Origin of the sequence: Bacillus sp. L_1B0_5, assembly GCF_000836715.1 — a bacterium.
Taxonomy (GTDB): Bacteria; Bacillota; Bacilli; order Bacillales; family Bacillaceae_G; genus Bacillus_A; species Bacillus_A thuringiensis_S.
Window position 1 is genome coordinate 37,605 of the sequence record NZ_JXIS01000014.1, and the last position, 26,409, is coordinate 64,013.

The window sequence follows — 26,409 nt, forward strand, 5'->3', positions numbered from 1 at the left end:
TATAATGAATAGCGGAATACAGTAAGGTTATTCGTTTCAAAATAAAGTGAAACTGTAATCAGTGGGGGGATTCATCCCCACTGATTACTAGTTGAACCAATCGGGCATTTACGGGCAGTTGATCTCCCACCTAACTTCTTTGCTCTAGTTGAACTTTGAGGTGAGAGTCTTACTGCCCGTTAATGCGGGGTAAAGTGAAACTGTAATCAGTGTGGGGATCTCACTAATTATTATTCTTCACTAATCGGGATAAAACGGAACCTTTGCGTAGTCTTAGCGTAATGACACGTATTTATGATATGATTATATGATGTGATAGCGCTGAAAGGGGAAGAACGATGATCTATTTTGATAATAGTGCGACGACGAAGCCATATCCAGAAGCTCTTCAATCGTACGTGACGGTTGCTGGGAAATATTTTGGTAATCCTTCTTCTATTCATTCGCTTGGAGGAGAGGCAGAGCGTCTATTAACACAATCAAGAACGATTGCAGCGCAGCTTCTTCACGTTAAACCTTCTGAAATTATTTTCACATCAGGTGGAACGGAAGGGAACAACCTTGCGATTAAAGGGATAGCAATGAGGAATCGTTCGCGCGGCAAACATATCATTACAACAAATATTGAACACGCGTCTGTGTTTGAGGCATATAAGCAATTAGAAGAACTCGGATTTGATGTAACATATTTACCGGTTAACGAGCATGGTGTTGTATCGGTAGAGGATGTAAAACGAGCACTTCGTGAAGATACGATTCTTGTATCAATTATTCATGTGAACAACGAAACTGGAGCAATTCAGCCCGTTGCTGAAATTGGAACGTTATTATCGAATCATCCGAAAATAAGATTCCATGTAGATCATGTACAAGGGATAGGAAAAGTACCGCTTGATTTATATGCTTCTCATATTGATCTTTGCTCAATATCTGGACATAAATTCCACAGTGTAAAAGGAACGGGTCTTCTTTATATACGTGATGGCGTAAGATTAGATCCGATTTTATCAGGTGGTCAACAAGAGCTTAAGTATCGCTCTGGTACAGAGAATTTACCTGGCATTGTAGCAATGGTGAAAGCACTTCGCATGACAATGGAACAAGTGAAAGAAAAGGTAGCTCATTTGCAAAGTTTACAAGCAGAGCTTGTCAGCTTCTTTAAAGAGATGGAAGATGTGACGATTAATACATCGCTTGTATATGCAGCACCGCACATTTTAAATGTATCATTTGTTGGTTTAAAACCAGAAGTAGTCGTTCATGCTTTAGAAGAGCACGGTGTATATGTATCGACGAAGTCTGCCTGTTCTTCAAAAGCAAATGAAGTGAGCAGAGTGTTAGTGTCAATGGGAGTGCCGCATGCAGCAGCTGCAAGCGCTATTCGTATTAGTTTGGCACCAGACAACACGATGGAAGAAGTAAAACAATTTGAAGGTATTGTAAAAGAGACGATGCCAAAATTATATGAAGTGATGAGGTAAAGAAATATGATGACATATGAATATATTTTAGTGCGTTACGGAGAAATGACGACAAAAGGTAAAAACCGTTCTAAATTTGTAAGCACATTAAAAGATAACGTGAAGTTCAAACTGAAAAAGTTTCCAAATATTAAAATTGATGCAACGCATGACCGTATGTACATCCAGTTAAATGGTGAAGATCATGAAGCAATCTCTGAAAGATTGAAAGACGTATTTGGTATTCATAAGTTTAACTTAGCGATGAAAGTACCATCAGAATTAGAAGATATTAAAAAAGGTGCATTAGCAGCTTTCTTACAAGTAAAAGATGATGTGAAAACATTTAAAATTACAGTGCACCGTTCTGATAAGCGATTCCCAATGAAGACGATGGAGTTACTTCCAGAAATCGGTGGGCACATTTTAGAAAATACAGAGGATATCACAGTAGACGTCCATAATCCAGATGTGAATGTACGTGTAGAAATTCGCAGTGGTTACAGCTATATTATGTGTGGTGAGCATATGGGAGCTGGCGGTTTACCAGTTGGTGTTGGCGGAAAAGTAATGGTACTTCTTTCTGGTGGTATAGATAGCCCAGTAGCAGCGTACTTAACGATGAAACGCGGCGTATCTGTGGAAGCAGTTCACTTCCATAGCCCACCTTTCACAAGTGAGCGTGCAAAACAAAAAGTAATCGATTTAGCACAAGAGTTAACGAAATACTGTAAACGTGTAACGCTTCATCTTGTTCCGTTTACAGAAGTGCAAAAAACGATTAATAAAGAAATCCCATCTAGCTATTCAATGACGGTTATGCGCCGTATGATGATGCGTATTACAGAGCAGATTGCTGAGGAGCGTAACGCACTTGCAATCACAACTGGTGAAAGTCTTGGACAAGTAGCAAGCCAAACATTAGATAGCATGCATACGATTAACGAAGTAACAAACTACCCAGTTATTCGTCCGCTTATTACGATGGATAAATTAGAAATTATTAAAATTGCTGAAGAAATCGGCACGTATGATATTTCAATTCGTCCATACGAAGATTGCTGTACAGTATTCACACCAGCTAGTCCAGCGACGAAGCCGAAGCGTGAAAAAGCAAATCGATTTGAAGCGAAATACGATTTCACACCATTAATCGAAGAAGCTGTAGCGAACAAAGAAACAATGGTATTACAAACGGTTGAAGTAGTGGCGGAAGAAGAAAAATTCGAAGAACTTTTCTAAAACCATAAATTACCATATCTAAAACATGTATGAAGTCATGTTGTTTATCACACTCTATACTCACAAGGAGGTGATACAACATGGCAAGCACAAATAAATTAGCAGTGTCTGGTGCTCAAGCAGCATTAGATCAAATGAAGTACGAAATCGCTCAAGAGTTTGGTGTTCAACTTGGAGCTGATGCAACATCTCGCGCTAACGGTTCTGTTGGTGGCGAAATTACAAAACGTCTAGTTTCACTAGCTGAGCAACAATTAGGCGGTTTCCAAAAATAATCCCATATACGATGGCTTAGAAAGAGCGGGTTTTCCCGCTCTTTCTTTTTGTTGTTCATATTAGTATAAATTCATTTCGACAAAAGCATAAAAAAATTGTCAAAAGAAGAGGGTTCAAAATTTACTGAAAATTCTTTATTATATAAGGGAGGCATAAAGAAAAAGGAGGATGTTTATGAAGAGAGAGGAATTGTTGGCACCACCATCTTATAATTTAGTTTCAGAAATAGAGAAATATACAGACGATAAAGAGAAGCTTGCTTTAATTTGGCAAGATGATAAAGGGAATAGACGAGAAGTTACATATTTTGAATTAATGCAAGGTGCAAATAAAATTGGAAACGCTTTTATAAAAAGTGGCTTACAAAAAGGGGACAAGCTCCTTATTATGATGCCGCGCTTAATTGAAGCGTACATGACGTATATCGCTGCGATTAAAGCGGGATTTGTCGTAATTCCAAGTTCGGAAATGTTGCGTAAAAAAGATATCGAATATCGAATTGGACATGGCGAAGTAAAAGCGATAGTAAGCTATGAGCCGTACATTGGACAGTTTGATGATATAGAAGCAATGGAATCTCTTCAAAAATTCGTCCTGAGCGAGCAGTCAGTAGACGGATGGATCAATTTAAAGACAGCATTAGAAACAGAAAGTGACATGTTAGAAATGGCGAAAACAGATAAAGAAGATATGGTCTTTTTATCTTACACGTCAGGGACGACAGGAAACCCGAAAGGTGTCGTTCATACGCACGCGTGGGCATACGCTCATTTACGTACAAGCGCCCCAAATTGGCTCGGAATTGAAGAGAATGATGTTGTATGGGCAACGGCTAGTCCAGGGTGGCAAAAGTGGATTTGGAGCCCGTTTTTAGCAACTCTCGGTTCAGGGGCAACAGGATTTGTATACAACGGTAAGTTTGAACCGGAAACGTATTTAAATTTATTAGGCGATAATAAGGTGAATGTGCTTTGTTGTACACCGACTGAGTATAGATTAATGGCAAAGGTAGAAGATTTAAGCGAGTACAATTTAGAGGCGTTACATAGCGCTGTATCCGCAGGTGAGCCGTTAAATAGAGAAGTCATTGGAACATTCCAAAAGCACTTTGATATTACAGTAAGAGACGGCTATGGGCAAACGGAAAATACACTACTTGTTGGTGTAATGAAAGGGATGGATATTAGACCAGGATCAATGGGGAAACCAACGCCAGGTAACCACGTCGATATCGTAAATGAGGAAGGTATTCCAGTTAAAGTAGGCGAAGTTGGTGATATTGCAGTTCACATTGAAACGCCGGCCCTCTTTAAACAATATTATAAAGACGATGAGCGTACAGCGATGCAATTCCGCGGTGATTATTACATTACAGGTGATAAAGCGAAGAAAGATGAAGACGGCTACTTCTGGTTTGAAGGGCGTGGTGATGATATCATTATTAGCTCTGGTTATACAATCGGGCCGTTTGAAGTAGAGGATGCGCTTGTAAAACATCCTTATGTAAGAGAATGTGCGGTTGTCGCAAGTCCTGATGAAATTCGCGGAAGTGTCGTGAAGGCATTTATCGTATTAAGAGAGAATATAGAAAAGAACGAAGAAACATTAATTCCAACACTCCAACAACACGTCAAAGAACTCACTGCACCATATAAATACCCTCGCAAAATTGAATTTGTAGATGAACTACCAAAAACGATTTCTGGAAAAATTCGCCGTATTGAACTTAGAAAACAAGAGATGGAGATTCCGTCAAAATAATTTTGAAAACAGTGAAGTAAATAGTTGAATGAAATGCAAAACAATGATAATATAAAAACGAACACAAGTTCGATTTTATAAACTTAAAAAAGAGGTGTCCGTATGATTTTAGGTATTAATCCGTACTTAGTTTTAGATGGTAGTGGGCAAGAAGCTGTACAGTTTTATAAAGAGGCTTTAGATGCAAAAGTAGAAGTCATGCAAACTTTTGGTGACATGCCTGAAAATCCAGAATACCCGATTCCAGCTGAAGCGAAAGAGCGCGTTTTACACGCTACTTTAAAAGTTGGTAATACGGATCTTATGATTTCTGATACATTCCCAGGTCAAGGGCATGCAATCGGATCTCAAGTAACAATCGCAATTCAAATTAGTAATGCAGAAAAAGCAAAAGAAGTATTCGATAAGTTACAAGAAGGTGGAGAGGTTATCATGCCACTCCAAGAAACATTCTGGAGCCCAGCATACGGACAAGTAAAAGATAAATTTAATATTGAATGGCAAATTACAACGAACCCTACTGAACAAAATTAATTTTTGGAAAAGCACCATGTTTTGAAATGGTGCTTTTTTCTATACAATAAAGTAGAGGAGATGAAATATATGGGAGAAATTTGGTACGGCGGCACTATTTACACGATGAAGGAAGAAACTGAAACAGCGGATGCGATTTACGTTGAAAACGGCATAATCGTTGATATTGGGAGTAAAGAAGAGCTAGAAGCCCAATATTCGGTGGGGAAATTGTATGATTTAGAAGGCAAAACAATGATCCCAGGTCTCGTTGATAGTCATATGCATCTTATTGGTCATGGAGAGAGGTTACTCCGTCTAGATTTATCAAATTGTACATCTTACAAAGAAGTGCTTACTCTTGTCCAGAAGCGAGTGGAAGAAGCTCCAAAGGGATCTTGGATTATTGGAGAAGGATGGAATGAAAATAACTTTACAGATACGAAAAATGTTCATGCGCGTGATTTAGATGAAATTTCGAAGGAACATCCCATTTTATTAAAGCGAGTTTGTCGTCACGTTACATGGGTGAATTCATACATACTGCAAGAAGCGAACATAACAGAAGCGATGCAAAATCCAAAAGGCGGGAAAATCGGCAGGGATTCCTCAAATAAGTTAACAGGACTTTTATATGAACAAGGACAAGAATTAATTAAACATGTTCAGCCTGAAATTGATGAAGCGTATTTACAAAGAGCTTTGCAAACAGCGATTAAAGATTGTTGGCAATACGGCCTCATTGGCGGGCATACGGAAGATTTAAATTACTATGGTGGTTTTAGAAAAACGCATAATGCGTTTTCTCATGTTATAAAAGAAATGCCATTTAAAGCCCATTTGCTCGTTCATCATGAAGTAGCACATGAACGAAAAGAATATGAAAATGAACATTATATTGAATTTGGGGCAATGAAAATCTTTTCTGACGGCTCTTTTGGCGGAAGAACAGCATTATTAAGTGAACCGTATGAAGATGCGAAGGAAACGAATGGGGTTGCAATTTTCTCACGTGAAGAACTTGCAGAATTAGTGAAGAAAGCACGAGACTTACATATGCCAGTTGCGATTCATACTATCGGTGACTTATCGCTTGAATATGTCATTGATGCACTCGAATTATATCCACCAGCAGAAGGGTTACGTGACCGCATTATTCATTGTCAGCTTGCTCGTGAAGAGTTGATTGAAAGAATGAAAAACTTGCAAGCCATTATTGATATACAGCCAGTCTTTCTTTCATCAGATTTTCCGTCAGTCATTGAAAAACTGGGAGAACACCGTCTTCGTTATGCGTATGCTTGGAAGACATTACTGGAAGCAGGACTACATTGTAATGGTGGCTCAGATGCTCCTATTGAACAAGTAAATCCGTTTTTAGGCATATATAGCGCTGTTACACGTAGAAGTTTTATTGACGGTGTATGCTATATACCTGAGGAAAGATTAACGGTATATGAGGCTGTTTCTTTATTTACAACAGGAAGTGCCTATGCAATCGGAAAAGAAGAGAAGCGAGGGCAAATTACAAAAGGATATGAAGCAGACTTTACAATATTAGACCGCAATATTTTTGAAATTGAGGCAGAAGAAATAAAAGAAGTACAAGCAGAAATGACCGTAATAGATGGCCAAGTTGTCTATAGAAAAGGTATGTGAAAATATATGAGCAATTATTGAAATATATCGACTTACTGACAAAAATAGCAACTAATAGTTAGAGAAATAAATAACCGCAGAATTATGGGATCCCATAATTCTGCGGTTATTTTAATCCTATAAAAACGTTCTCTGTACTTTTTCCCAGAACGAATTGTTTTTTAATTTAACTGTTTTAATTTGTTTATCGCTTAAGCGTACAACAGCTTTTTCAACTTGTTTAATGCTAAGCGCTTCGTTATCCATGCCGATAACAGGATAATCGTTACCGTCTGGTCTTAGTTTTAAAGTTAATGTACGCTTATGATTTAAAATGAACGGTGAACCGAGCGTACGATAAGTGTTGTTGTTTAAAGATGCTAGTTCGCTTACTTGGAAACATGGAATAAGTGGGTCAACAACTGCACCATGCAATGATTTATTGTAAGCTGTACTTCCTGTTGGGGTAGAAACAACTAAACCGTCCCCTCTAAATGTTTCGAAGTATAAATCATCAACGTGAACATCTACAACGAATGTTTTAATAATGCTAGAACGTAATGAGAACTCATTTAAACAATAGAAAGATGTACCATGATCTACATCTACCTGAATTGTTGGATATTTTCGCACTTCAATTTCATTTTTTGTAATTTCTTGAAGGGCTGTATCAACGTGATCAATGTGGAAATCGCAGTAGAACGAAGTTTCATCTTTCGTAGAAATCCCTGCGTATAAGCAATCTTCCCTAAAACCAGTTTTACGAACGGCTTGTAAGAAGGTTGCATCATCTCCAACACTGACGATAGCGTTTGCATTTTTTGGATGATCTAATATGGTAAATCCATTCTCTTCTAAAATACGATAGATTGGTTTCATTTTTTCAACGAGCGTTGCTTTGTCATCACCATAAAAGAAAAATAAATTGCGACGATCTGCCATTATGTATCCCTCCACTGCAGTTAAATTTTCTGTTTTTCGTGCTACATATCATTAGAGTCCGTTCCCTGATGATATGTTCAAATAATATATTTCGATACAAATTGTCAAAATACCTTTTTATTTTTAGAAAAATTTTTATATTCAATCTTATGGAACTCTGTTTAATGATGAATAAACTTGTCGATAATGGGTACGGAGTGAAAGGATGATACGTATGAAGTGGCTCGTAATTGGAATAATAATTCTTCTCCTTTTTATTTTGCTTATACTATTGTCGAAAATATCGCTTAAGGTGACATTTTTATATTCAGAAATGGAAAAGCAATGTTTATTTCAAGTGAAAATATGGATGATTCGATATACATTTGACGTGTTGGAAAGAATTGAAAAACAGCAGAAAAAGACAGGACAAAAAATCGAAAAAGCTGAAAAGGACGGCGGACTAGATAATAAAATTATGGCGCAACTTGACAGCATAGGTGAACTGATAAAAAAGCTTCAAGACGTTCATACTATCGTTAAAGATTTTCTCAAACGAGTGAAAATCAATGGTTGGAGATGGCATACACAAATTGGAGCAGGCGACGCAGCTAGTACTGGAATTGTCACTGGATATGCATGGGGGACAAAAGGAATGGCTGCTGGAGTTGTCGGACAATATATGCATATTGTTGACGTACCAGAATTTGAAATTACACCTGTTTTTCAAGGGAAGGGATTTGCATCGAGATGTGAGTTAACAGCATCTTTTCGTATATTCCGTACTGTAAAAACAGCGGTGAAATTACTCATATTTATGAGGCAGCAAAGATCTGGCATGGAAAAAAACTCTGTTCAAGCATAGGGGGGATATAGAATGGACCATCCAATTCAAGGTTTAATGACAACCGCAATGCAGCATTTAAAACAAATGACTGATGTAAATACAATTGTTGGTGACCCAATTAAAGCGGCAGATGGAAGTGTAATTCTTACAGTTTCGAAAGTAAGTTTCGGATTTGCTGCTGGTGGAAGTGAATTTGGTAGAGTAGAACATTCAGGCCGTCATCCATTTGGCGGAGGAAGTGGAGGAGGAGTTTCTATTAATCCTGTTGCCTTTCTTGTTATAAATGGAGATGGTGTGAAAGTATTGCACTTAGATAAACAAACACATGTCATCGATAAAATAATTGAATTAGCGCCACAAGCTGTTGATAAAGTGAAAGAAATGATGGATAAACGAAAAGAAGATGATCCTGAATTTCAAATTTAACGAATAAAGAAGCTAATCAATAGGTTAGCTTCTTTTATTTTTTTGTAAATAAAGCGATTTTATTTGCATTATCGATAGGGACAAACTATCATTTACATTGTACATATTTTGTTTAAATAAGGGAGGATTTTCAAGTGGCAAACGTAACTTTTAAAGGTAATCCAATGACTTTAGTTGGAACAGAAGTTAAAGTTGGCGATCAAGCGCCAAACTTCCAAGTATTAGCAAACGACTTATCTCCAGTAAGTTTAGAAACATACAAAGGCGAAGTAAAATTAATTAGTGTTGTACCTTCAATCGACACAGGTGTGTGTGATGCACAAACACGTCGTTTTAACCAAGATGCAGCAGGTATTGAAAATGCGAAAGTATTAACAATTAGCGCTGATTTACCATTCGCTCAAAAACGCTGGTGTGCAGCAAACGGTTTAGAAAATGTTGTAACACTTTCTGACCACCGTGACCTTTCATTCGGTGAAGCTTACGGCTTAGTAATGAAAGAACTTCGTTTACTTGCTCGTGCAGTATTCGTAGTAGATAGCAATGACAAAGTAGTTTACGTAGAATACGTAGGCGAAGGTACAAGCCATCCAAACTATGAAGCAGCATTAGAAGCAGCTAAATCTGCAAAGTAATGTGAAGGAAATGACCTCTTATAAAGAGGTCGTTTTTTCTCATATATCGCTGCGTAACGGTGCCGATATATGAGAAAAAACGTTATATCATATATAACTTGAGAGGGAGCTCTTTACAGGAGGTCGCTTTTTCTTTTTGGAAAAAATCACTTTGTGGTATGATATAAGTTATGTGTAAAAGAGAGAAGGAGGAATGTACGTGAGTCAGACAGTGGAAACATTATTTTCTATTTTTGATTCTTCTGCGGTAGTTTTACGTAAAGAATTAGATGTGACATATTTAGAGGCGCTTGTAGAAACAGGTGATAACTTGTTTGAGGGAGCGATTTTACAAGAGGAATTATCCGAATCAGCAATTGAAAGGCTGAATCGTGAATATAGTACGTTTAATGAAGAAACATATAAAGGTGAAGAAATTCGTAAAGCATTTCAGTTAGCCATCTTAAAAGGAATGAAAGAAGGCGTACAAGCCAATCATGAAATGACGCCTGATGCAGTTGGGATGTTCATGAGTTACTTATTCCATAAATTTATGCAAGGTCAAAACGAAATTACAGTTTTAGATCCTGCAATTGGAACAGGAAATTTAATGACTACAGTGTTTAATAGCGCCAAAGAAGGACTAACAATGAGTGGATTTGGTGTAGAAGTGGATGAAGTGCTAATTAAACTTGCTTTAGTAAATGCAAATTTACAAAAGCATGCAATCGAATTCTTCCATCAAGATGGACTAGCACCACTTTATATCGATCCAGTTGATGCAGTCGTTTCAGACTTACCGATTGGTTACTATCCAAACGAAATCGGTGCAAGTGAATATAAATTAAAAGCAGATGAAGGAATGTCGTATGCCCATCACTTATTTATTGAACAAAGTGTGAAACATACGAAAGAGGGCGGGTACTTATTCTTCTTAGTACCAAACTTTATTTTTGAAAGTGACCAGGCACCAAAATTACATGCATTTATTAAAGAAACATGCTTTATTCAAGGGTTATTACAGCTTCCTGTTTCCATGTTTAAAAACGAGAAAAATGCAAAAAGTATATTTGTTCTCCAAAAGAAAGGCTCTAATGTAACAATGCCAAAACAGGCGTTATTAGTGGAGTTGCCTAAATTCTCTAACATGAAGGCGATGGAGAATATTATGGATCAATTAAATACTTGGTTTGCAACACATAAATAAAGCTGGGTATATGTAACAGAGTTAGTGATTTATGTAGTACAGTTTTATATAATATGTCATATTTTTAAATATATACTAGATTTAACTGAATTTTTTTGAAATCTGTAATATATATTTTTTCTTGGTGTTACAATTTTTTCACTTGAAATATATGTCGGACGATGTTTAAATTAAAATCGTGAGTATAAAATTTGCTAATGATGAAACGTTTTCATATTTAGTAAATTTGATTAGATAAAATCGAGCGGTTTGTGGAAACATCCACACAACTACCAAGAGAAAAAGGGGCGAAAGACTAGATGTCAAAAATCATCGCGATTAACGCAGGAAGCTCTTCCTTAAAATTCCAATTATTTGAAATGCCAAGTGAAACAGTATTAACAAAAGGTTTAGTAGAACGTATCGGTTTAGAAGATAGTATCTTCACTATTACTGTAGATGGCGAAAAACAAAAAGAAATTACAAACATTCCAGATCACGCAGTAGCAGTTAATATGCTTCTTAAAAAATTAACTGAAAACGGAATCGTTAAATCTCTAGATGAGATTGGCGGTATCGGTCACCGTGTTGTTCACGGCGGCGAAAAATTTGCTGACTCTGTTTTAATTACTGATGAAGTATTAGCTGATATCGAAGAATTAAGCGATTTAGCACCACTTCATAACCCAGCAAACGTTGTTGGTATTAAAGCATTCAAAGAAGTATTACCAAACGTACCAGCAGTAGCAGTATTCGATACAGCATTCCACCAAACAATGCCGGAATCTGCATTCCTATACAGCTTACCATATGAGTACTATGAAAAATTCGGCATCCGTAAATACGGTTTCCACGGAACTTCTCATAAATATGTAACTGAGCGTGCGGCTGAATTATTAGGTCGTCCAATTGAAAGCTTAAGCTTACTTTCTTGTCACTTAGGTAACGGTGCAAGTATCGCAGCAGTAGAAGGCGGTAAATCTATCGATACTTCTATGGGCTTCACTCCACTTGCTGGTGTAACAATGGGTACACGTTCTGGTAACCTTGACCCTGCGTTAATTCCATACATCATGGAAAAAACAGGCCAAACAGTAGAAGAAGTAGTTAACGTATTAAACAAGAAGAGTGGTATGTTAGGTCTTACTGGTTACTCTAGTGACCTACGTGACATCATTGCGAAAGAAGAAGAAGGCGACCACCGTGCGAAAGTGGCACTTGATGTATTCGTAAGCCGTATCCACAAATACATCGGTTCTTACACAGCTCGTATGAAAGGTGTAGACGCAATCATCTTTACAGCTGGTGTAGGTGAGAACAGTGCGATTATTCGTGAGCGTGTATTAGAAGGCCTTGAGTACATGGGCGTATACTTCGATGTAAAACGTAATAACGTATTCGGTGAAGAAGCATTCATCAGCTTCCCACACTCTCCAGTAAAAATTATCGTAATTCCAACTGACGAAGAAGTTATGATTGCTCGTGACGTATTACGTCTTGGAGATATTGGTTAATATATGAAAAGAAAGACGAGATCCTATAGGATTTCGTCTTTTTTCTTTTGGATGTATTTTAAAACTCCATCCGGATATAGTATTTTTTCTTTCTGAATGAATGCCGTAATAGGAATCCATTTCGCATACGCTACTGTTTGCTCATCTTGTATATTTAATATTTTCATTTCATATAGTGATGTGTCTAATAAACGCAAAGAATATAGTTGAATGATTTCATGACCAATGCCCCCATCTAGATGAAAGACATTTTCTAAACAACCTAAATAATTGATGATTTCTATCTCCGTATGAAGCTCTTCTTTAAACTCCCGAATAACAGTATGTGCTGATTTTTCACCAAGTTCAATGGAACCGCCAAGAGGACGATAATATGTTTCGCCTTCTGTATGATATTCTTGTACGAGAAGGCGATCTTGATGTACAGCAAGACCGAAAGCCTTTGCACGTGGATACATATAGAATCACTCCTTATTTGTTTCGTATAAGGACGATTATAATGTATGGTGTGATAAAAGTATCGTGTATTTAAGTGTGCGGTCTAACTGTAATTCCATCAAATAACTCTTTCCAAAATGCTTCATTGTATTGGTATACATCCATAATAGGACATTTCATAACGCAAGTATGTTGTAATCCCCAATCTTCTTGGGTGATAGTTGGTATATCGGCAGGAATTAGTAATAGGACAGAGAATGTATGTGTAACGATTTGAGATAAAATTTGTTCTAGGGAACATGCTTCTTCATATGTTCCTCCAGTTCGAATAAACAATATGGATTCTGCCGTTTCAATTGTAGTTAGAAAACGATTAATTCGATGTTCATAGTTTAACTTAATTTCTGTATAAGAAGGCCAAGAAGTTGGTGTGTTTACATCTGTTTTAAAGTCATGACAGGAGTCAATTTCATAAAGGTTGTCCCTTAATCTTAATTTGGCATCATCATCCCAAAATGAGATGAAGGATAGATTTTCGAAATTTAAAAAACGGTCAAATCGATTTTGTAATAATAGATTTACTTTCGTTAATGAAGGACTTAGCATAAAATCAATAACGCCAAAAAATGGTGATAATTCTAATTGATATAATGCCCAAGCAGGCCAACAGTTTTGTCCTAAGCTGAATACTGCGTTATAATTTTGTTTTAGATTGGATAGATTCATGTGAAGCATCTCATCCTTTTTGCTATTATTTTATGTCACTCATAAAGGGTATGTGAAAAGAGATATACAAGCATATTTGTAAAGAATAAGCAGAAATATGTTACAATAGAAAAAAATCGAACGAGGTGGTTGTTACGATGCGATCGAAGCGAGAACAAGCCATTTTAGACAATATAAAAGAATGGGAAGCGCAATTAGTTGAGCAAGAAGCGACCGATTTTCAAAAAGTGTTTGATAAATGGTTACATACTACAGTTGCGAAATTACCTGAGAAAAAGCGAAAAGAATTCTTCACGAAAGCAGATGGATGGCTCTTTCATTTGCATGCATTTATTCAAAGTTCACAAGCACAGTTAGATGCACGTAATCGGATTTTAGGAACATCGAGATTATTTGATGAATCGATTGAACAGCTTGAAGATTTGAAAGCATTGTCTATTGATCAGTTAACATACATAGCAGAGCAGCAAACAGCACGTCATCGTCTATATTCATTTGTGCAAGGCGGGGCGACAGGTGCTGGAGGTTTATTATTATTAACGGCGGATTTTCCGGTTATGATCGCGTTAAATGTGAAGGCGGTCCAACTTATTGCAACATCATTTGGGCATGATGTGAACAAGCCTTATGAAATGATGCTTGCGTTAAAGGTGTTTCACGCGTCATTACTACCAGGAAGACTTCAGCAATACGCATGGTACAATTTATTGCAAGAGTTGGAACAAGAAGATTCGTTCTTTTATGAAGGAGACGAAGCAGTGTTACAAACAGCTTCTACTGAAGTTGTGTTAAAACAAATTTTGAAGACATTTTCGATTTATGCTCTTCGTCGTAAATTATTCCAAGGTATTCCGGTAATTGGAATGGCAATTGGATCTACAGTGAATTATCGTTTAACAAGAAATGTTACTGAATTTGCAAATAGATTTTATCAAGTGCGCCATATAGTCGAGAAAGAAAAAAGAGCGTAAAAAAAGCGAGAGGCCGAAGCCTTTCGCTTTTTTAATTTGTTGCATGTTTTTTGGACATTGGAACAGATACTGGCTGCTTTTCTGCTGTTTTTTCTGTTTTTGGATAATAAATTAAATCCAATGTTTTTGCCTGTACGGCAATCGAAAGAATAGTAAAAGCAATTTCAGTCCAATTTAAATAATATAATGAAAGCGCAAGAACAATCGCGTCAAAGACGAAGAAAATTTGCCCAATTGTAAAACGAGTTCGTTTACTTAATACAATTGTTAAAATATCGTCTCCACCGGTTGCACCGCCAAATCGCAATATAAAACCGAGTCCAATACCAGCTAACGCACCGCCAACTACTGCAGCTATAAATAAGTTATTTGATAAATCTACCGTAAATGGAGAATAATTTTCCATAAAGGAATAAAATACTCCGAATGAAATTGAACCTAAGAATGAATAGCCAACCATTTTTTTACCTAAAAATGAAGCACACAGTAAAATAATTGGGATATCCATTAATACAGTTGAAATAGATGGTGAAATATCATAAAAGTTTTGAATGAATAGTGCAATTCCTACAAATCCACCTTCTGTTAAGTGGTTTTGAAAGTGAATATGATATAGCGCTGCTGCTAAAATAAATGAACCGATTAAAACCATAAAAATTTCTTTAATAATTTGCCGACTTTGGATGTTCCTCATCGTTATTCCTTCTTTCCGTAGTTAGTAGTCCTTTTTGTGTTGTAAACTAACTACGAGCTCACATGTAGCTTTCAGTTAGTTTACGAAAAAACTAACTACGCTATATGTCGCTGAAGAAATAACGAATAATCCTCTCGTCCATCAATTCTCCCTACCTTCGTTTTAGTTTAAGTCTTAAAACGACTAAACAAAACGTGGAGTAGGATTCGTCATTTAGCAATCCTGCTCTTCTTTGTTTTGTTTAGTTAGTAACAATTAAGTCCTAAACAAAACGCTATGTGTAAGAAGAGTCTTTTTTTTGCCAAATTATCCTTCGGGCAATCATAATTTCCCCACTCTCGTATTTTTTTCGCTAGACTAAAGTATCTGAGCTGAAAAATACGCTACGTGTATGATTCGTCAATACGATGCCACATGCTCCTTCGAGCGATCATGATATCAAAATCCCTTCCTTCAAGATTTATACTATTATATCATACTTTTAAAAAATGTATGCGGATGGAAACCGACAATAAACGGAGGGAATCTACAAAAAATGTTATGTTTAAATATTTTTGTAGAAAAGCCTAAGTTATTTTGGAGGATTGGACAGTTTGTAAAGGTTTGTCCAATAAGTAAGAAAAAAGGGTTTTATTCAGTTGTATTCTTTTCATCATTTTTATCTTTAAAAAACGCATCCCAACTAATCACACTTAAAAAAGTTAAAGCGATAATAACGAAAGCGCGCATAGGTTTGAGACCTCCTTTTGTACATAGTATATGAAGCATTCGATTCGGAATGTGTCATTTTTTTACAATCCTTAACTATTATGAGAGTATATTAATATAGATAGATGAAGGGGAGAGTGAAGAGATGCTAAAAGACATGTTCAAAAGAAAAGAATTAATATGCATTTCATGTCAGAAAAAAATTCAATATGAAGAAGAGCTTGTTGCTTTTGTAAAGTTGCCGAAAGAAAGAAGTATATTAGTTGGTCCATTTGATGTCTGTTTGGCGAAAACAGCACAAGAGATATATTGTAAATCTTGTTACGACAAAAAAGCATGACCCAAAGTAATTGAGGGGCATGCTTTTTTCATTGGTGTGCTTTCCCCTCAGATACATTTTGAGTGAGTCGATACCAAAGCCAAAGGTCATTAATGATAGAAGCAAGATCGGCAATTTCTGAATTTAGTTTACAAGAAACTTCGAAGTCTTCTTCATTATTTAAATAATGTTGTTTTGTATTAATATAGTGCTCAAGTTCTTTTATACGATCAGGAATTTTCCCGCGAACTTGTTCCCATTTTAGTAAAATAGCATGTTGCATTTTTTCGGGGATTTCTTCCCAGTCTTCTTGTAAATGTGGAATTTCAATTCCTAGATGTTCATCGTATAAGAAATACTTTTCCATAAGTTCACCCCCGTTTTCCTGCTTATATTGTACAGAAAAACAGAAAGAAGTTCGACGAAATTGTTTGAAAAAATTTGAAAATGACTCTTGATACATTTTGTGAAAGGTGGTAAAGTGTGAATTATTATAAGATAAAATGAATATTTATTCTTTAGGGGGATGCAAAATGGAGAAGAAAAAAGTTGTATTAGCATATTCCGGAGGTCTTGATACTTCCGTTGCAATTAAATGGTTACAAGAGAAGAATTATGATATTATCGCGCTTTGTTTAGACTTAGGGGAAGGTAAAGACTTAGCATTTGTAAAAGAAAAGGCACTTTCAGTAGGTGCAATTAAATCATATATGATTGATGTTCAAGAAGAATTTGCAAACGAATATGCATTGATGGCGATGCAAGCACACACATTATACGAAGGGAAATACCCTCTTGTCTCTGCATTATCTCGTCCGCTTATTGCGAAGAAATTAGTGGAAATCGCAGAACAAGAAGGCGCAACTGCAGTTGCACACGGATGTACAGGGAAAGGAAATGACCAAGTTCGTTTTGAAGTTTCTATCCAAGCATTAAATCCTTACTTAGAAGTGATTGCGCCTGTACGTGAATGGAAATGGTCACGTGAAGAAGAAATTGCATATGCAAAAGAAAACGATGTACCAATTCCGATTAATTTAGATAGCCCGTTTTCAATCGATCAAAACTTATGGGGACGCAGCAACGAATGTGGAATTTTAGAAGATCCATGGGCAGCGCCGCCAGAAGATGCATATGAGATGACATTGGCATTAGAAGATACACCGAATAAACCAGAGTTTGTAGAAATCGGATTTGAAGCAGGAGTACCGACTACTTTAAATGGCACTGCATATTCACTTGCAGAATTAATTAAAACGTTAAATGCGCTTGCTGGAAAACACGGCGTTGGACGTATTGATCACGTAGAAAATCGTCTTGTCGGTATTAAATCTCGTGAAGTATACGAATGTCCAGCAGCAATGACGTTAATCACTGCGCATAAAGAGTTGGAAGATTTAACACACGTAAAAGAAGTAGCACATTTTAAACCAGTGATTGAACAGAAAATAACAGAACTTATTTATAATGGTTTATGGTTCTCGCCTTTAAAACAAGCACTTCATGCATTTTTACAAGAAACGCAAAAGAATGTAACAGGTACAGTGCGTGTGAAATTATTTAAAGGTCATGCGATTGTAGAAGGACGTAAATCTGAATACTCTTTATACGATGAAAAATTAGCAACATATACTGCTCAAGATGAATTTAATCATGATGCAGCAGTTGGATTCATTTCATTATTCGGTTTACCGACGAAAGTATACAGCCAAGTGAATCAAAAGAAGGTGGAAGCGTGAGCAAACTTTGGGGCGGACGTTTTACAGAAGAAGCGGAAGCATGGGTTGAAGAGTTTGGAGCATCCATCTCCTTCGATCAACAATTAGTAAATCAAGATATAAACGGGAGTATTGCACACGTAACGATGCTAGCAAAGCAAGGCATCGTGACGAAAGAAGAAGCAGAGAAAATAAAGATAGGTCTTCAATATTTATTAGAAGAAGCGAAACAAAATAAATTACATTTTTCGGTTGAAGCTGAAGATATTCATTTAAATATTGAAAAGATGTTAATTGAAAAAATTGGTGAAGTAGGAGGGAAACTTCATACAGGCCGAAGTCGTAACGATCAAGTGGCGACAGATATGCATTTGTATTTAAAAGAAAAGGTAGAACATATTATAAAAGCTACAAAACAATTGCAAACTGTTCTTGTTCAACAAGCAGAAAATAATATTGAAACCATTATGCCGGGCTATACGCACTTGCAGCGTGCCCAGCCGATTTCATTTGCTCATCATATTCTTGCTTACTTTTGGATGTTAGAGCGTGATGTGAATCGTTATGAAGATTCATTAAAGCGTATTAATATCTCCCCATTAGGAGCAGGAGCGCTAGCTGGGACGACATTCCCGATCGACCGAGAATATAGTGCGGAACTTCTTGGGTTTAATGGAATCTATGAAAATAGTTTAGATGCAGTAAGTGATCGTGATTTCATACTAGAGTTTTTAAGTAATTCATCTATGCTTATGATGCACTTATCACGTTTTTGTGAAGAACTTATTTTATGGAGTAGCCAAGAGTTTCAATTTATTGAAATGAGCGATCAATACGCGACAGGAAGCAGCATTATGCCGCAAAAGAAAAATCCGGATATGGCGGAACTAATCCGTGGGAAAACTGGCAGAGTATACGGTAATTTATTCAGTTTACTTACAGTAATGAAAGGATTACCACTCGCTTACAATAAAGACTTACAAGAAGATAAAGAAGGAATGTTTGATACAGTGAAAACAGTAGAAGGATGCCTTCATATTATGGCGGGCATGCTTGAAACGATGACTGTAAACAAAGAAAAAATGGGGCAAGCTGTGACGCAAGATTTCTCCAACGCAACAGAAATTGCCGACTACTTAGCAAACAAAGGACTACCATTCCGTCAAGCTCATGAAATTGTTGGGAAGTTAGTGCTACATTGCACACAAAAAGGAATTTATTTATTAGATGTCCCGCTTGAAACATATCAAGAAATGAGCTCTTTATTTGAAGAAGATTTGTATGAAGTTCTTTCACCATATGCGGCTGTAAAGCGTCGTAATAGTGCTGGTGGGACAGGGTTTGAACAAATCAAAAACGCTTTGGAGAAGGCGAAGGGGTTAACGAAAGAAGTTATTAAGAATTGAGTTGGGAAGTACGCCAGTCTAGTAAAGTCTGGCGTACTTTATTTTTTACTAGCATTTAAGTTACAACATAGTAAAAAATAACAATTTAGGGGAAGTCTATGAAAAAAATAGTGTTTATCATTGTACTGTTAATTAGCTTAATTGCAAATGCTAAAGTGTTTCTTTTGGACAAATATATGTATGTTGGTGAAAAAGAAAAGCGAGAGGAAGCGATTATCGCAACGATGTGGCATTTGCAAGATAAAGGATATAAAGAAAGTGATATTTTATATATAAAACCGGCCTTTTATAGCAAAATGGATTCATATGGTATGAATGTACAGTTTAAAGATGAACCAAATGAATCATATACATATAGAGTTTTAAAAGATACGAAAACAAATAAACTAACTGTACACCAAGATAGCAATGAGCCTGGTGGTATGGGCGGGAAACATCAAGAGCTTAAATGAAGAAAGAAAACGACTGATGGCATTCGCCTGCAGTCGTTTTTCTTTTAATCATACTTATGTCGATCTTCTGTAATTCGAATATACTCAATATCCATCAAATCACGAAGCAATGCACCATTACTTAGTTCAACGCCATGTTTCTCTTTAAAATGAGTGCGGATTGTATCTAGCATTTCAATTTCTTTTCCGTTCACGTCTAAAATAATGCGTTCAGAATCATCCATATAGCATCCTCCTTTTTTACACATATATATTTTGTCCGTCTATTTCTAAAAAATGTATGTTAACGTAATGTTAGGAAATAAGAAAGGGATGAAAAATGAGACGTATTTATCCCGCATTAACGGGCAGTAAGACCCCGACCTCAAAATTCAGCGAAAGGAAAGAAGTTAGGTGGGGATCAACTGCCCGTAAAAGCCCGATTGGTTCAACTAATAATCAGTGGGGGAGGAACAAAACCCCACTGATTAAAGTTTCACTTTATTTTATAGGGGTAATTTTGTACACGCTAATCGTATTACACGCTGCATTCCCGAATGTCTTTTCATTTAAGGATGTAGAAACAGTAGATGTTGGGATATTTATCTTTATTCTATTTGTAGTAGATTGCTTTATTTCTATATGGCTTTCGAAAAGAAAAGATATACAAGGTAAAAAAGAAATGGAACGGAAAAAGAGAAAACGTTCATTTTGGATGATGACGTACTGTTTGTCTTTAGTGCTTACTGCTGCTTTTTTTAGTGAGCATATTCCATTAGAAAGATTAAATATTGGATTTGGCGCGTTCGTATTCGCATACTATTTTTTTATGCACTTTCTTCCTTATATGAAAGAAAAGCGAGGAGAAGAGGAAAATCCACTTTTAGAAGAAGCGAGAGAACAAGAGCATAAGAGAATAGAAGGGGATATAAAGAAACTTGGAGAACAAAAATGGTATTTAAAATCAAAAATCATATATGTTCTTTGCTTCATTACGCCGCCAATTGGCTATTTGTACGTCTTCTTACTTCGTAAAAAAATGACAGAAGATGCAAAGCAAACGTATTTAACAGTTGCGACAATCATGATGGCATTATGGTCTTTGAAGTTTCTGCCGCCTTATGTATTGGCAATTACCGTTGTTGTCGTAGCATGTCTTGTGTTTATAGTGAAGTTGATAAAATGAAAAACACCAAGCCTATGTGGACTTGGTGTTTTATCTATAAATTAAAGATCACCTTGCTCCTCATCACCACGAACAACAAGGACATCGCATTTCGCATAGCGAATAATATGTTCAGAGACGCTACCGATTAGGAAGCGTTCAACAGCATTTAAACCAGTCGCACCACACATAATTAAATCTACTTTATGGTTTGGAGCGATTTCTTTTGAAATTTTAGATTTAGGATTACCAAATTCTAATACAGTTTCAATTTTTTCAAGACCAGCTTCAAGCGCAGTTTTTTTGTAGTCTTCTAATAAGTCTTCTGCAAATAGATTTGCACGTTCAGCAATTGCACGGCTATAAGCCTCTACTGCTGAGTACGCTTTTACATCAACGATATGAGCGATTGTTAATGTTGCATTGTTGCGCTTTGCGACTTGAATTGCTTTTTTAAAGGCTTTTTCTGCTTCTTTAGAACCATCCACCGCGATTAAAATATTTGTATATGTATTATTCATAGTCAATTCCTCCCAATCTGTTTTATAACTGTTTACAACTTAATTATAAAACAAATTTTGGTAACGTGCTTGCCAGAAACGTTACAGAATTTTGAAAACTCTGTTTCAATTCATTTTAGTTGTAATTGGAGCGAGAACTTGTTACATATGAAGTATAGCAATTTAAAAGGAGGCAGTTTTGTGAGACACGCGCTCATTACAGCCGGTACGAAAGGTTTAGGAAAGCAAGTAACAGAAAAGTTATTGGCTAAAGGATATTCAGTAACAGTAACGTATCATAGCGATATCACGGCTATGGAAAAGTTGAAAGAAACATATAAAAATATGGAAGAGCGTCTACAATTCGTGCAAGCGGATGTCACGAAAAAGGAAGATTTACATAAAATAGTAGAAGAAGCGATAAGCCGTTTTGGCAAAATTGATTTCTTAATTAATAATGCTGGTCCATATGTATTTGAACGAAAAAAGTTAGTTGATTATGAAGAAGATGAATGGAATGAAATGATTCAGGGAAATTTAACAGCGGTATTTCATTTATTAAAACTTGTCGTTCCGGTCATGAGAAAACAGAACTTTGGCCGTATTATTAATTACGGATTTCAAGGGGCGGATAGTGCACCGGGATGGATTTATCGCTCAGCTTTTGCGGCAGCGAAAGTAGGACTTGTTTCATTAACGAAAACAGTTGCTTATGAAGAAGCGGAGTATGGTATTACTGCGAACATGGTATGTCCTGGTGATATTATTGGCGATATGAAAGAGGCAACTATTCAAGAAGCACGTCAGCTAAAAGAGCATAACACACCGATTGGTAGATCTGGAACAGGTGAAGATATTGCAAGAACCATTTCGTTTTTATGTGAGGACGATTCCGATATGATTACCGGTACAATTATCGAAGTGACTGGTGCAGTGGATGTTATTCATAGACATCGATAGAATAAAATATGATGAAGTTTCGAATAATTGGACAGTTTATCCATTGTGCTGATAGGTGCGGATAATACTGTCCTTTAATATAAAATTAAATCTATCGGAAAACTTGTATTATTTTTTTGTCAAATATTGAGATATTATGTTAAAATATAAGAGCGTAGAAAGCGCTTTAAAAAATGATTCAGGGGTCATTTCATAACTCAAGGGGGAACTAATCATGCGTATCGGTATTCCAACAGAAATTAAAAACAATGAAAACCGTGTGGCAATGACGCCAGCGGGAGCAGTACATTTAGTACAAAATGGTCATGAAGTTTTTGTTCAAAAAGGAGCAGGTTTAGGATCTGGCTTTACGGATGAAGAATACGTACAAGCTGGTGCGAAACTTGTAGAAACTGCTGAAGAAGCATGGAATCAAGATATGGTTATGAAGGTAAAAGAGCCAGTAGCAAGTGAATACGGCTATTTCCGTGAAGGTTTAATTTTATTCACATACTTACACTTAGCTCCAGAGCCAGAATTAACGAAAGCATTAATCGATAACAAAGTTGCATCAATCGCATACGAAACAGTACAATTAGACAATCGTTCTTTACCATTACTTGCACCTATGAGTGAAGTAGCTGGTCGTATGTCTGCACAAATCGGTGCACAATTCCTTGAGAAAAACAAAGGCGGTAAAGGTATTTTACTTGCAGGCGTTCCAGGGGTAAAACGCGGCAAAGTAACAATCATCGGCGGTGGTCAAGCTGGTACAAATGCAGCTAAGATTGCAGTAGGTTTAGGTGCAGATGTAACAATCATCGACTTAAGTGCAGAACGTCTTCGTCAATTAGATGATATTTTCGGTAACCAAGTAAAAACATTAATGTCTAATCCATACAACATTGCAGAAGCTGTTAAAGAATCTGACCTTGTTATTGGAGCAGTATTAATTCCAGGTGCAAAAGCGCCAAAACTTGTAACAGAAGAAATGATTCAATCAATGGAACCAGGTTCTGTCGTTGTAGATATCGCGATTGACCAAGGTGGTATTTTCGAAACAACTGACCGTATTACAACTCACGACAACCCAACTTACGAAAAACATGGCGTTGTTCATTATGCAGTTGCTAATATGCCAGGTGCGGTTCCACGTACATCAACTCTTGCATTAACTAACGTAACAGTACCATATGCAGTGCAAATTGCTAACAAAGGCTATAAAGATGCTTGTTTAGGCAACACTGCATTACTAAAAGGTATTAACACATTAGATGGTTATGTAACATTCGAAGCAGTTGCAGAAGCTCACGGCTTACAATACGCTGATGCGAAAGAGCTACTTGAAAAAGCTCCTGCTTTATCATAATAGAAATACATTTGAGACCTTCCTTTTCATAAGGAGGGTCTTTTTTATATGGGGAAATAACATGTGAATAATTGTTATTTATCCCGCATTAACGGGCAGTAAGACCCCCACCCAAAAATTCAGCGGAAGCAAAGAAGTTAGGTGGGGGATCAACTGCCCGTAAAAGCCCGATTGGTTCAACTAATAATCAGTGGGGGGATGAATAACCCCCCCCCACTGATCAAAGTTTCACTTTATTGGTGTAAATCGATTTTTATTGTGATAATTTAGAATTATATAATAAAAAGAGGGGATTGGATGGGGAGTAAAAAGAGGAAGAAAAAGCAGGCAAAGAGACAAAGGTATATAAAGAAAAAACAGGAACAGAACATACCTATTTCAAATAAAGTAGTCCTTATGATAGAAAAAACATTTCGATATATTTGTATGGCTCTGTATATCATTTTGTGTCTTTATTCAGGTGGGGTGTTTTACAGTTTTGATATAACCCCGAATATTATTGAGAATATTTTAGGCTATATCCTTTTCGCAATAGAATTAGTCTTATTCTTTATATTATTTAATAAAGTATGGCCTAGTCATGAAAGTAAAAAAGATAGAAAAAGAAGCAAAAAATCTTCATACGCTTCAAGCTCATCAAGTGGATTCGGTGACTACAGTAGCAGTGATTGTAGTAGCTCAAGTGATGGTGGAGGAGATTGCGGAGGTGGTGGAGATTAAGTTGATTTTTCAGAAGAACGACTAATGAAAGGATGGGACGAAATATGGAAACTGTGAACTTAATAGAATTAACAAAAGACATTCAAGATCAACATAAAAACTTCGTCGTTTCAAATATAAACAGTCATTGTTTACGAATCGCTGTATTTACTGGTGAATATGATTGGCACTATCATTCTAATTCGGATGAATTATTTATTGTGCTAGAGGGAGAATTACTTATTGATTTTGAAGATGGAGAAACAGCGGTTTTAAAGCCAAATGATTCTATTTTAATTCCAGCATGTACGATTCATAGAACGAGAGCATTAAAGAGAACGGTAAATCTTTGTTTTGAACATATAGAGGCTGATACGATTAAAGTGGAGCAATTATGAAAAAATTATCTGTAGCCGATTATAGAAAAGTTCTTCCGGTTTTAGAAGGTAATACAAGAACGACGACGTTTGCTTATGCGGTATGTGATCAAATGATAGATGGTTGAGGTTTTTATAAACGGGCAATTAACAGCAGGATTAATTATTACAGCTAATGGTATCTATTATTTATTTGGTGATACGGATGATCAAAATTATAACGAAGAGTTATTTTCATATTTAAAAACGGCTATTGAAAAAACAGAGAAGAGATTTACACTGTTCACTTCGAGTGAAGAGTGGGAAATGATGATAGAAGAGCGTTTTAGTAATGTACTTCGGAACATCCAGCGAATGAAATTTCAAAGCGTAACCTTTGAAGAGAGCCAACGAGATTTTAACAAAAATACATATGAAGTGAAGCGTATTGATAGAAGAGATATAGAGCGCAGCAGTGAATTTAAAGAGGAGTACTACAAAGAGTATTGGGGATCAAAAGAAACGTTTTTGAACAGTGGTTTTGGATTTTGTATAGAACAAGATGGGATAATTGTAGCTGAATGCGTCTCAATATTTAGCGGGAATGGTTTTGCTGAAATAGATATTGCAACACATGAAGCGCATCAAGGGAAAGGATTAGCTCAAGCTGTTGCAACAAGGTTCATTGAACATTGCATGCAAAATGACATTATACCGAGCTGGGATTGTTATGTAGACAATATTCCTTCGCAAAAATTAGCTAGTAAATTAAGTTTTTATCATCCAATAGAATATAGTTTGTTTGTACGTAAGAAAACGGGGGAATAAAAATGAATGTAGAATTAACAAGATTTAAAGTTAAGCCTGGTAAGAGTCATCGAGTAGATGAATGGATGCAGCTTCTTAATGACAATTTGAAAGAAGTGCTTTTGACATTAAACGACGAAAAAATGTACGTTGAGACAATTTTCCGGGAAATAAGAGATGGAGAAGAGTACTTATATTGGTATTCTGTGCAAGGAGAAGGTGGTATTTTTGTCGAAAATTCGCAGCATGAAATTGATAAAAAGCACTTAGCATTTTGGTATGAATGTATCGATGAAGAAGCACCGTCTATTGATATGAAAACAGAAGTTGTTATGATTCAAGATGTTGTGAAGGAAGCGATGAAATAATAGAATAGTATTTCAGAGAAGCGCATCAAAATGGATGTGCTTTTTATTATGAAACAATTTATAAAAGTTGCATTTGGATGTCTTTAAGTGAAAATAAAGAGAGATACTGAGAATATTTTAGGATAAACTATAAAGTGAAACTTTAATCAGTGTGGGGTTCATCCCCCGTCTAACTTCTTGCTTCCGCTGAATTTTGATGTGAGGTCTTACTGCCCGTTAATGCGGGATAAAGAAATAAAAAACACCAAACCAAAAGACTTACCAATATACGGTATAGTCGTAACAGGAAAAACAGAGGATTTACAAAGTTTACAAGGGTCACCGTATATTAAGGCTGCTGTAAGAGGTGTAACAGTTGAGAAATATTGATTACGAGTAATTAATGTGAATAATCAGA

At 36.4% G+C, this 26,409-nt stretch carries 29 protein-coding genes and 2 pseudogenes; 24 read left to right on the forward strand and 7 right to left on the reverse strand.

Features of this window, described 5'->3' with window-relative positions:
* Positions 1 to 338 precede the first annotated feature (338 nt).
* The 6 genes from RT27_RS04385 (at position 339) to RT27_RS04410 (ending at position 6,911) form a co-directional block, all read left to right on the forward strand.
* Positions 339 to 1,481 (forward strand): cysteine desulfurase family protein, encoded by a 1,143-nt coding sequence (locus RT27_RS04385; RefSeq protein ID WP_043935397.1) that lies wholly within the window; start codon positions 339 to 341, stop codon positions 1,479 to 1,481.
* Between the two features lie 6 nt (positions 1,482 to 1,487).
* Positions 1,488 to 2,702 carry a tRNA uracil 4-sulfurtransferase ThiI gene (gene thiI / locus RT27_RS04390; RefSeq protein ID WP_016080068.1) on the forward strand — a complete coding sequence of 405 codons (1,215 nt, stop codon included), beginning with the start codon at positions 1,488 to 1,490 and terminating at the stop codon, positions 2,700 to 2,702.
* An 80-nt stretch (positions 2,703 to 2,782) separates the two neighbouring features.
* The gene (locus RT27_RS04395; RefSeq protein ID WP_000168890.1) at positions 2,783 to 2,977 is read left to right on the forward strand and encodes an alpha/beta-type small acid-soluble spore protein; all 195 of its coding nucleotides are present in this window, start codon (positions 2,783 to 2,785) and stop codon (positions 2,975 to 2,977) included.
* A 175-nt stretch (positions 2,978 to 3,152) separates the two neighbouring features.
* Positions 3,153 to 4,739, forward strand: coding sequence for an acyl--CoA ligase (locus RT27_RS04400; RefSeq protein WP_043935398.1), 1,587 nt, complete (start codon positions 3,153 to 3,155; stop codon positions 4,737 to 4,739).
* 102 nt (positions 4,740 to 4,841) lie between these two features.
* A complete protein-coding gene (locus RT27_RS04405) occupies positions 4,842 to 5,273 on the forward strand; it encodes a VOC family protein (RefSeq protein WP_016080070.1) in 432 nt (143 codons plus the stop codon).
* 69 nt (positions 5,274 to 5,342) lie between these two features.
* Positions 5,343 to 6,911: an amidohydrolase gene (locus RT27_RS04410; protein WP_043935399.1), complete on the forward strand. Its 1,569-nt coding sequence runs from the start codon at positions 5,343 to 5,345 to the stop codon at positions 6,909 to 6,911.
* 117 nt (positions 6,912 to 7,028) lie between these two features.
* On the opposite strand, the gene RT27_RS04415 is transcribed toward RT27_RS04410, so the two are convergent.
* Entirely contained in the window at positions 7,029 to 7,832 is an 804-nt protein-coding gene (locus RT27_RS04415; RefSeq protein WP_029443411.1) for an NAD kinase, read from the reverse strand.
* A 205-nt stretch (positions 7,833 to 8,037) separates the two neighbouring features.
* On the opposite strand from RT27_RS04415, the gene RT27_RS04420 reads away from it, so the two are divergent.
* The 5 genes from RT27_RS04420 (at position 8,038) to ackA (ending at position 12,398) form a co-directional block, all read left to right on the forward strand.
* Entirely contained in the window at positions 8,038 to 8,676 is a 639-nt protein-coding gene (locus tag RT27_RS04420) for a DUF2953 domain-containing protein (RefSeq protein ID WP_029443410.1), read from the forward strand.
* A 12-nt stretch (positions 8,677 to 8,688) separates the two neighbouring features.
* Positions 8,689 to 9,084, forward strand: a complete 396-nt coding sequence (gene ytfJ, locus RT27_RS04425; protein WP_000350007.1) for a GerW family sporulation protein — start codon at positions 8,689 to 8,691, stop codon at positions 9,082 to 9,084.
* A 134-nt stretch (positions 9,085 to 9,218) separates the two neighbouring features.
* Positions 9,219 to 9,719, forward strand: a complete 501-nt coding sequence (tpx, locus tag RT27_RS04430) for a thiol peroxidase (protein ID WP_000024527.1) — start codon at positions 9,219 to 9,221, stop codon at positions 9,717 to 9,719.
* A gap of 199 nt (positions 9,720 to 9,918) precedes the next feature.
* Positions 9,919 to 10,905: a class I SAM-dependent methyltransferase gene (locus RT27_RS04435; RefSeq protein WP_000084365.1), complete on the forward strand. Its 987-nt coding sequence runs from the start codon at positions 9,919 to 9,921 to the stop codon at positions 10,903 to 10,905.
* Positions 10,906 to 11,204: 299 nt separating this feature from the next.
* Entirely contained in the window at positions 11,205 to 12,398 is a 1,194-nt protein-coding gene (ackA, locus tag RT27_RS04440) for an acetate kinase (RefSeq protein ID WP_016080076.1), read from the forward strand.
* A gap of 23 nt (positions 12,399 to 12,421) precedes the next feature.
* On the opposite strand, the gene RT27_RS04445 is transcribed toward ackA, so the two are convergent.
* Both RT27_RS04445 and RT27_RS04450 read right to left on the reverse strand, forming a co-directional pair.
* Complete coding sequence (locus tag RT27_RS04445) at positions 12,422 to 12,856, reverse strand: NUDIX hydrolase (RefSeq protein ID WP_043935400.1); 435 nt, start codon at positions 12,854 to 12,856, stop codon at positions 12,422 to 12,424.
* Between the two features lie 70 nt (positions 12,857 to 12,926).
* Positions 12,927 to 13,562: a DUF1796 family putative cysteine peptidase gene (locus tag RT27_RS04450; RefSeq protein ID WP_029443408.1), complete on the reverse strand. Its 636-nt coding sequence runs from the start codon at positions 13,560 to 13,562 to the stop codon at positions 12,927 to 12,929.
* 137 nt (positions 13,563 to 13,699) lie between these two features.
* On the opposite strand from RT27_RS04450, the gene RT27_RS04455 reads away from it, so the two are divergent.
* Positions 13,700 to 14,533 (forward strand): EcsC family protein, encoded by an 834-nt coding sequence (locus RT27_RS04455; protein ID WP_001256853.1) that lies wholly within the window; start codon positions 13,700 to 13,702, stop codon positions 14,531 to 14,533.
* 31 nt (positions 14,534 to 14,564) lie between these two features.
* Here the strand turns inward: RT27_RS04455 and RT27_RS04460 are convergent, their stop codons facing one another.
* Complete coding sequence (locus RT27_RS04460; RefSeq protein WP_043935401.1) at positions 14,565 to 15,227, reverse strand: YitT family protein; 663 nt, start codon at positions 15,225 to 15,227, stop codon at positions 14,565 to 14,567.
* 853 nt (positions 15,228 to 16,080) lie between these two features.
* Here RT27_RS04460 and RT27_RS04465 point away from each other — a divergent pair.
* A complete protein-coding gene (locus tag RT27_RS04465; RefSeq protein ID WP_000910273.1) occupies positions 16,081 to 16,275 on the forward strand; it encodes a hypothetical protein in 195 nt (64 codons plus the stop codon).
* 28 nt (positions 16,276 to 16,303) lie between these two features.
* On the opposite strand, the gene RT27_RS04470 is transcribed toward RT27_RS04465, so the two are convergent.
* The gene (locus RT27_RS04470) at positions 16,304 to 16,621 is read right to left on the reverse strand and encodes a hypothetical protein (protein ID WP_000417218.1); all 318 of its coding nucleotides are present in this window, start codon (positions 16,619 to 16,621) and stop codon (positions 16,304 to 16,306) included.
* A gap of 166 nt (positions 16,622 to 16,787) precedes the next feature.
* On the opposite strand from RT27_RS04470, the gene RT27_RS04475 reads away from it, so the two are divergent.
* The 3 genes from RT27_RS04475 (at position 16,788) to RT27_RS04485 (ending at position 19,830) form a co-directional block, all read left to right on the forward strand.
* Complete coding sequence (locus RT27_RS04475) at positions 16,788 to 17,993, forward strand: argininosuccinate synthase (protein ID WP_000412315.1); 1,206 nt, start codon at positions 16,788 to 16,790, stop codon at positions 17,991 to 17,993.
* The gene (argH, locus tag RT27_RS04480) at positions 17,990 to 19,378 is read left to right on the forward strand and encodes an argininosuccinate lyase (RefSeq protein ID WP_029443406.1); all 1,389 of its coding nucleotides are present in this window, start codon (positions 17,990 to 17,992) and stop codon (positions 19,376 to 19,378) included. Before RT27_RS04475 ends, argH begins: the two co-directional genes overlap by 4 nt.
* A 98-nt stretch (positions 19,379 to 19,476) precedes the next feature.
* Positions 19,477 to 19,830 (forward strand): DUF3139 domain-containing protein, encoded by a 354-nt coding sequence (locus RT27_RS04485; protein WP_016080084.1) that lies wholly within the window; start codon positions 19,477 to 19,479, stop codon positions 19,828 to 19,830.
* A 44-nt stretch (positions 19,831 to 19,874) separates the two neighbouring features.
* Here the strand turns inward: RT27_RS04485 and RT27_RS04490 are convergent, their stop codons facing one another.
* A complete protein-coding gene (locus RT27_RS04490; protein ID WP_000342760.1) occupies positions 19,875 to 20,054 on the reverse strand; it encodes a hypothetical protein in 180 nt (59 codons plus the stop codon).
* A gap of 242 nt (positions 20,055 to 20,296) precedes the next feature.
* Here RT27_RS04490 and RT27_RS04495 point away from each other — a divergent pair, with 242 nt between their 5' ends.
* A complete protein-coding gene (locus RT27_RS04495) occupies positions 20,297 to 20,995 on the forward strand; it encodes a hypothetical protein (protein ID WP_043935424.1) in 699 nt (232 codons plus the stop codon).
* A gap of 41 nt (positions 20,996 to 21,036) precedes the next feature.
* Here the strand turns inward: RT27_RS04495 and RT27_RS04500 are convergent, their stop codons facing one another.
* Complete coding sequence (locus tag RT27_RS04500; protein ID WP_001066672.1) at positions 21,037 to 21,495, reverse strand: universal stress protein; 459 nt, start codon at positions 21,493 to 21,495, stop codon at positions 21,037 to 21,039.
* Positions 21,496 to 21,642: 147 nt separating this feature from the next.
* On the opposite strand from RT27_RS04500, the gene RT27_RS04505 reads away from it, so the two are divergent.
* The 7 genes and pseudogenes from RT27_RS04505 to RT27_RS34755 all read left to right on the forward strand — a co-directional run.
* Positions 21,643 to 22,434 carry an SDR family oxidoreductase gene (locus tag RT27_RS04505; protein WP_042969124.1) on the forward strand — a complete coding sequence of 264 codons (792 nt, stop codon included), beginning with the start codon at positions 21,643 to 21,645 and terminating at the stop codon, positions 22,432 to 22,434.
* Between the two features lie 214 nt (positions 22,435 to 22,648).
* Positions 22,649 to 23,782: an alanine dehydrogenase gene (ald, locus tag RT27_RS04510; RefSeq protein ID WP_001219402.1), complete on the forward strand. Its 1,134-nt coding sequence runs from the start codon at positions 22,649 to 22,651 to the stop codon at positions 23,780 to 23,782.
* Between the two features lie 297 nt (positions 23,783 to 24,079).
* On the forward strand, positions 24,080 to 24,502 hold the full coding sequence (locus RT27_RS04515) for a hypothetical protein (RefSeq protein WP_043935402.1): 423 nt from the start codon (positions 24,080 to 24,082) through the stop codon (positions 24,500 to 24,502).
* A 44-nt stretch (positions 24,503 to 24,546) separates the two neighbouring features.
* Positions 24,547 to 24,879, forward strand: a complete 333-nt coding sequence (locus RT27_RS04520; protein ID WP_000450933.1) for a cupin domain-containing protein — start codon at positions 24,547 to 24,549, stop codon at positions 24,877 to 24,879.
* A pseudogene (locus RT27_RS04525) lies at positions 24,876 to 25,665 on the forward strand (GNAT family N-acetyltransferase). Before RT27_RS04520 ends, RT27_RS04525 begins: the two are co-directional and overlap by 4 nt.
* Before the next feature lie 2 nt (positions 25,666 to 25,667).
* Positions 25,668 to 26,012: a DUF6176 family protein gene (locus RT27_RS04530; RefSeq protein ID WP_043935403.1), complete on the forward strand. Its 345-nt coding sequence runs from the start codon at positions 25,668 to 25,670 to the stop codon at positions 26,010 to 26,012.
* A gap of 222 nt (positions 26,013 to 26,234) precedes the next feature.
* Positions 26,235 to 26,381, forward strand: a pseudogene (locus RT27_RS34755) (anti sigma factor C-terminal domain-containing protein); the annotation flags it as partial.
* Between the last annotated feature and the right edge of the window lie 28 nt (positions 26,382 to 26,409).